Source organism: Streptomyces sp. SID3212, assembly GCF_009865405.1.
Classification (GTDB): Bacteria; Actinomycetota; Actinomycetes; order Streptomycetales; family Streptomycetaceae; genus Streptomyces.
Window position 1 is genome coordinate 1 of record NZ_WWJY01000752.1, and the last position, 7,026, is coordinate 7,026.

A 7,026-nucleotide genomic window follows, 5' to 3' on the forward strand; every position below is an offset into this window, starting at 1 on the left:
TACAGCCGCGCCTCGTCGGCCCGCTCGCCCCGGCCGATCCGCTGGGCGAGCGCCCTGCCGTACCAGTCGGCGGCCCGCTGCCAGTCCTCCAGGTCCTGGTGGGCGCCGCCTACGGATTCCATCGCGCGGCCGGTGGCGTAGTGGTCGTTGGCGGCCCGTCCGGCGTCGAGGGCGGCCCGGTAGCGGGCCAGCGCGTCGTGCGTACGGCCCGTCCTGGCGTCCAGGTCGCCGATGTTGAGCAGCGCGGCGGCCTGCTCACGGTGCAGGCCGCGCCGCCGCGCGATGTCGAGGACGAGGTGGTGCAGGCCGTACAGCTCGGGGGCGGCGGCCTCCGTGCCGCGGTGCGCGGCCAGCGCTCTGACCAGCGCGGCGACCAGCCGGCGGGCCAGGGTGTCCAGTTCGCCGTCGGCGACGGCGAGGCGGGCGGAGGCGATCAGCGCGGGGAGCCGGGTGCGCAGCCAGTCGTCGGCGGCCGCGGCGTCCGGGAAGCGCAGGGCGCGGGGCAGTTCGGAGAGCTTCCTGCGGGCCGCGGAGCCCTCGGGCTCGGTGACGGCGCGGCAGGACTGGAGCAGCCGTACGGTCCGCTCCAGCATCCGGGCGCGGGCGAGGCGGAGTTCGCCGGGCCGGTCCTGGGCGAGGAGGGCGCGCAGCAGCGGTACGAGGCAGGCGGGCACCTCGTACAGCTCGCCCCGCGGGTCGCCGGCGTGCCGCAGCATCCCCACGGCCACGAAGCCGTCCAGGGTCGTACGGGCGTCCGTGACCGAGCAGCCGGCCAGCGCGGAGGTGGTGTGCGCGTCGGTGAGGCCGGTGGGCGCGAGGGCGAGCAGGCGCAGGGTGCGGGCGGTGGAGGGGGCGAGGGTCGCGTACACCAGCCCGAAGACGCGGGCGAGCGGGCGGTCGCCCACGGGCATGCCGGGGTCGTCGGGCAGGGCGCGCAGTTGGGCGGCCACGTCGGCGACGGACGCGGTGGGGCGGGCGGCGAGCCAGCCGCCGGCCAGGACGAGGGCGGCGGGCTGGCCGCCGCACTCCTCCACGAGGGCCTCGGCGGCCTGCGGGTCGACGGTGATCCGTACGGCTCCGGTGTACCGGGCCAGCAGGTCGACGGCGGCCTTCACGTCCATCCCGCCGAGGGTGCAGGGCCGGACGTCGGGGATGCCGGTGAGGGGGCCCTGCGCGACGGCGACGACGAGGCAGTCCGGGTTGTCGGGGACGAGGGGGTCGACCTGCTCGGCGTCGACGGCGTCGTCGAGGAGCAGCAGGACGCGCCGGACGGCCAGGGCCTCGCGGACCATCTCGGACAGCTGGTCCTCGCCCGCGCCGGGCGGTCCCGCGATGCCGAACGCGGTGAGGATCTCGCGGGCGGTGGCCGCGGTGGGGATCGCGTCGCCACCGGTCTCGGTGAGCCGGGCCCGTACGACCCCGTCGGGGTAGCGGTCCGCGAGCCGGCGGACGATCTCGTGGGCGAGGGCGGTACGTCCGGACCCGGGGCGCCCGGCGATGAGCAGGACGCGGGCGCGGGGCTCCTTGCGGCCGGAGATCGTGTTGAGCCCGGCGCGCTCGATGTCCTCGTGCAGCGCCTTGATCTCCCGGGCGCGCCCGAAGAACGCGGTGGCCGCGTCCCCGGCGCCCGGGGGCCCGGGCGGGGCGTCGAGCCCGGAATCGATGCGGTGGTCGCCGGGGTCGCCGGATGCGGGAGAGAGCCCGCCCTCCCCACCGGCGGACGCCTCGGGCGCCACGTACGCCATCCCGTCGAACCCCCGCCCGGCGTGCCCTGCGGGCGGCAGGGCACCGGCCTGCACGGCGCCGGACGCGTCCCCGTCCCGGGTACGGAAGCCCTCCTCACCGCCGCCGGAGGGACTGCCGGACTCCGGCGTCAACGTCCCCCGTCCCCCCGCACCGGCCACCGAGCCCGTGCCCGTGCCCGTGCCCGGCATGGTGCCTGAGCCCGTGGGCAACGCCCGACCGGGCACCGCGTCCGAAGGCACGACCTCCGGCGACAACTCCTGCGCGGAAGCCGACCCTGCGCGGGCAATCTCAAGCCCGTCCGGCGCTTGAGGGCGACCCCCGGCAGCGAGGCCGGGCAACTCGCCCGTGGAAGCCGACCCACGGCGGGCGAATTCAAGCCCGTCCGGCGATTGAGGACAAAGCCCGGCCGCGGGGTCCGTGGTGGTCGTGGCAACCGGCTCCTCGGCGGCGGGCGAGGAACCCGGGCCCGCGCCGACCGGCACCGGCGGCCCCGCCGCCGTCCCGTCGGAGCCCGTCACGTCCACCCCACCCGCCACCGCCGTGCCCACGTCTTCCCCGGCCGGCTCCGCCGCGCCGACCGCCTTCTTCGCCGCGCGAGGGCGTTTCCCGCCCCCCTTCGCGCCCTTCCCGGACCCGGTCTTCCCGGTCTTCCCGATCTTCCCGGACTTCGAGGTCTTCGTGGTCTTCCCGCGACCAGCATCGGCGCCCCCGGCGCCGCCCGCGTCCGAGGCGGCGGAGCCGCCCACCGCCTGATCCGTCACGGGCCACGCTCCGTCCGCCTGCGCACGAGCCGAGCCCGGCGGGTTTCCGCGCGGGCGTTTCGAGCGTAGTTCACTCTCTGCGACCGACCGGGTGAGGCAGCGCGGACAAGTCCCCCAATCGGATCAGCAGTTGTTCAGACCGGACCGGGTGCGAGCGCGAGGGACGAACGCGACGCCTCAGGACGTGAACGGCCGCGCCGGCCACGGCGCCTCCGCCGGGCGCAGCGCCTCCACCCCGTCCCCCGCCAGCACCGCCGAGAGCGCCAGCACCCCCACCGCCAGGCACGTGTTGTGCAGCTCGCCCCTGATCACACCCCGCACCAGGTCGCCCAGTCCCACCCGCGCCAGCTCCATGTCCGCCTCCTCCTCGGCGACCTCGAAGCGCGCGCCCCCCGCCTCCGAGAGGTCCCGGGCCAGGAAGATCCGTACCGCCTCGTCCGAGCCGCCGGGCGACGGGTAGACGTCCGTCAGCACCCGCCAGTCCCCGGCCTTGACGTACGCCTCCTCGTACAGCTCCCGCTGCGCCGCGTGCAGCGGGTTCTCGCCCGGGACGTCGAGCAGGCCGGCCGGGATCTCCCAGAGCTTGTGGCGTACGGGGTGCCGGTACTGGCGCAGCACCACCACCCGCCCGTCGTCGTCCAGCGCGAGGATCGCCACGGACCCGGGGTGCACCTGGTAGTCGCGGGACACGGTCGCGCCGTCGGGCATGACCACATCATCCGTACGGACGCTGGTCTTGTTCCCGCGGAAGGGGACCGTGGTCGCGGTGACCCGCCACTCTTCCGGAGCGTCCTCGATGGTCATGAAACGTCCTCCCACACAGCGCACCAGCGGAAACCGGGGCGCCGGTCCAGAAGGACCCGCGCCCCGGTGCCTACCGTATCGCTTACGGCCCGGCGGTCAGTTGTCCCGCAGCTGCGCCGCCCGGCGCTCCACCGCCGCCTTCACCAGGCCCGCGAAGAGCGGGTGCGGCCGGGTCGGCCGGGACCGCAGTTCCGGGTGCGCCTGGGTCGCCACGAGGTACGGGTGCACCTCGCGGGGGTACTCGACGTACTCGACGAGCTTGTTGTCCGGGGACGTACCGGAGAAGACCAGGCCGGCCTTCTTCTCCAGCTCCGCGCGGTACGCGTTGTTGACCTCGTAGCGGTGGCGGTGGCGCTCCTCCACGTACGGCTCACCGGCGTGCACCTCGCGCACGATGGAGCCCTCGGCGAGCTTCGCCGGGTAGAGGCCGAGCCGCATCGTGCCGCCGAGGTCCCCGGCGCCTTCCACGTACGCGAGCTGCTCCTCCATCGTGGAGATCACCGGATGGGCCGTACCGGAGTCGAACTCGGTGGAGTTGGCGTCCGGGATCTCCGCGACGTTGCGCGCCGCCTCGATCACGATGCACTGGAGGCCCAGGCACAGGCCCAGCAGCGGCACCTTGTTCTCGCGGGCGTACCGGATCGCGCCGACCTTGCCGGTCACGCCCCGCTCGCCGAAGCCGCCGGGGATCAGGATCCCGTCCACGTCCTCCAGCTGCCGCGCGGCGCCCGCCGGGGTCTTGCAGTCGTCCGAGGTGACCCACTTGACCGTGACGCGCGCCCGGTTGGCGAAGCCGCCCGCGCGGATCGCCTCGGTCACCGACAGGTACGCGTCGGGAAGGTCGATGTACTTGCCGACCAGCGCGACCGTGACCTCGTGGTCGGGGTTGTGGACGCGGTCCAGCAGGTCGTCCCAGACCGTCCAGTCCACGTCGCGGAACGGCAGGTCCAGCTTCCGTACGACATAGGCGTCCAGGCCCTCGGTGTGCAGGACCTTCGGGATGTCGTAGATCGACTTGGCGTCGATCGCGGCGACGACGGCGTCCTCGTCCACGTCGCACATCAGCGAGATCTTGCGCTTGATGGACAGCGGTACGTCCCGGTCGGCGCGCAGCACGATCGCGTCGGGCTGGATGCCGATGCTCCGCAGCGCGGCCACCGAGTGCTGGGTCGGCTTGGTCTTCAGCTCGCCGGACGGGCCGATGTACGGCAGCAGGGAGATGTGGACCACGAAGACGTTGTCGCGGCCCACCTCGTGGCGCACCTGGCGCACGGTCTCCAGGAAAGGCTGGGACTCGATGTCGCCGACCGTGCCGCCGACCTCGGTGATCACGACGTCGACGTCGTCGGTCGCCATCCGCCGGATGCGGTGCTTGATCTCGTTGGTGATGTGCGGGATGACCTGGACCGTGTCGCCCAGGTACTCGCCGCGCCGCTCCTTGGCGATGACCGTCGAGTAGACCTGGCCGGTGGTGACGTTGGCCGAGCCGTCGAGGTCGACGTCGAGGAAGCGCTCGTAGTGGCCGATGTCCAGGTCGGTCTCGGCGCCGTCGTTGGTGACGAACACCTCACCGTGCTGGAACGGGTTCATCGTGCCGGGGTCGACGTTCAGGTACGGGTCGAGCTTCTGCATGGTGACCCGCAGGCCGCGCGCCTTGAGCAGCGCACCCAGACTGGAGGCGGTCAGGCCCTTGCCGAGGGAGGACGCGACACCCCCGGTGACGAAGATGTGCTTGGTCGTCGAGGGTGTCGAGGATCGGTTCGGCATGGCCAAGACGGGGCTCCCGTGGTCGCGGTCTGAGGTGCGTGCCGGTGCCGGGCCCTGAGAGTCTCGGAGGGAATCTCCGGGAGGCCACCGTCGCTGCGGGTTCGGGGCCTCATTGCTGAGCAAGGGAGTCCACCGGTCCACGGGCTACCAGGGTATCAGCGCCGAAGGGAGGCTGGTTCCGGCCACACGGCGCCGGCTGCCGCACCCCTCGGGTCCCGCCGGATTCCCCGGGATTCCCGCCGCGTCACCCTTGGCTCACCCGTTCGGCGGACCCATGTTGCCGGGAGCGTGGCGCGGAACTCCGAGGTGCGTCGTATCCTGCTCGGACATTCGCTGCCGATGCAGGCCGGCAAACGGCACCACCCCGCCCGTGTTCCCGGAAAACATGCTCGTCAACGACCCTTAGACCGCAGTTATCGCCCTTCGGGGCGAACGTGGCCGTTCGACTGGAGATGCACGTGGCCGGGCGCATCGAGGATTACGCACTCATCGGAGACATGCAGACCGCCGCCCTGGTCTGCCGGGACGGCACAGTCGACTGGCTGTGCCTGCCCCGCTTCGACTCACACGCCGTTTTCGCGGCCCTGCTCGGAACGGACGAGCACGGCTTCTGGCGGCTCGGACCCGCGTACGCGGCGGGTTCCGAGCCCCCGAGGGCCACGCGGCGCCACTACCGCGGGGATTCGCTGATCCTGGAGTCGGAGTGGGACACGCCGCGCGGCACGGTCCGCGTGACGGACTTCATGCCGCCCCGGGACGGCGCCCCGCAGCTCATCCGGATCGTGGAGGGCGTCAGCGGCCGGGTGCCCATGCGCTCCGCCCTGCGGATGCGGTTCAGCTACGGCCGGGTGACCCCGTGGGTCCACAAGGTCGACAACCGTACGGTCGCCGTCGCGGGCCCCGACTCGGTCTGGCTGGACACCGAGACGGAGACGTACGGCGAGGACCTCACGACGTACTCCGACTTCACCGTGGCGCCCGGCGACCGCGTCGCCTTCACGATCAGCTGGCAGCCCTCGCACAAGGAGCCGCCCGCGCTGCCCGACCCCGAGGGCTCACTGGACGCCACGTCAGATTTTTGGCGTGAATGGGTCGAGCACTGTACGTATCACGGCCCTTACCGGGAGGCAGTGATCCGCTCGCTGATCACCCTCAAGGCCCTCACGTACGCGCCGACCGGCGGCATCGTCGCCGCCCCCACGACCTCGCTGCCGGAGGAGATCGGCGGCGTCCGGAACTGGGACTACCGCTACACCTGGCTGCGCGACGCCGCCATCACGCTCTCCTCGCTGCTGCGCACCGGCTACCGCGAGGAGGCCCGCGCCTGGCGCGAGTGGCTGCTGCGGGCCGTCGCGGGCGACCCGGAGAACCTCCAGATCATGTACGGCATCGCCGGTGAGCGGGAGTTGGGCGAGGCGGAGCTGGACTGGCTGCCGGGGTACGAGCGTTCGGGCCCGGTCCGGGTCGGCAACGGCGCCGCGCACCAGCTCCAGCTCGACGTGTACGGCGAGGTCACCGAGGCGCTGCACCTGGCGCACATGACGGGCCTGGCCCGCAACGACTACGCCTCGCTGCTCCAGTTGAAGCTGATCCGCTACCTGGAGAAGCACTGGGACCAGCCGGACGAGGGCATCTGGGAGGTCCGCGGGCCGCGCCGGCACTTCGTGCACTCGAAGGTGATGGCGTGGGTCGCGGTCGACCGCACGATCAAGCTCATCGAGTCCGGGGACGCGGACGGGCCGCTGGAGCGCTGGCGCGAGCTGCGGGACGACATCCACCACGACGTCTGCGAGAAGGGGTACGACAAGGAGCGGAACACCTTCACGCAGTCGTACGGCTCCAAGGAGCTGGACGCGTCGCTGCTGCTGATCCCGCAGATGGGCTTCCTGCCGCCGGACGACAAGCGCGTCATCGGCACGATCGAGGCGATCCAGCGGGAGCTGTCCAC

5 protein-coding genes are annotated in these 7,026 nt (G+C 72.9%); 2 read left to right on the plus strand and 3 right to left on the minus strand.

Features of this window, described 5'->3' with window-relative positions:
• Positions 1 to 1,877 (minus strand): NB-ARC domain-containing protein (locus tag GT042_RS22710; protein WP_237531082.1); only part of this gene is annotated, 1,877 nt, incomplete at its 3' end.
• Positions 1,878 to 2,172: 295 nt separating this feature from the next.
• Here GT042_RS22710 and GT042_RS22715 point away from each other — a divergent pair.
• Positions 2,173 to 2,499 (plus strand): hypothetical protein, encoded by a 327-nt coding sequence (locus GT042_RS22715; RefSeq protein WP_161310573.1) that lies wholly within the window; start codon positions 2,173 to 2,175, stop codon positions 2,497 to 2,499.
• 185 nt (positions 2,500 to 2,684) lie between these two features.
• Here GT042_RS22715 and GT042_RS22720 read toward each other — a convergent pair whose 3' ends face one another.
• Both GT042_RS22720 and GT042_RS22725 read right to left on the minus strand, forming a co-directional pair.
• On the minus strand, positions 2,685 to 3,311 hold the full coding sequence (locus tag GT042_RS22720; RefSeq protein ID WP_161310574.1) for an NUDIX hydrolase: 627 nt from the start codon (positions 3,309 to 3,311) through the stop codon (positions 2,685 to 2,687).
• A gap of 96 nt (positions 3,312 to 3,407) precedes the next feature.
• A complete protein-coding gene (locus tag GT042_RS22725) occupies positions 3,408 to 5,078 on the minus strand; it encodes a CTP synthase (RefSeq protein WP_161310575.1) in 1,671 nt (556 codons plus the stop codon).
• Between the two features lie 458 nt (positions 5,079 to 5,536).
• On the opposite strand from GT042_RS22725, the gene GT042_RS22730 reads away from it, so the two are divergent.
• On the plus strand, positions 5,537 to 7,026 hold a 1,490-nt coding region (locus GT042_RS22730), incomplete at its 3' end, for a glycoside hydrolase family 15 protein (RefSeq protein ID WP_161310577.1).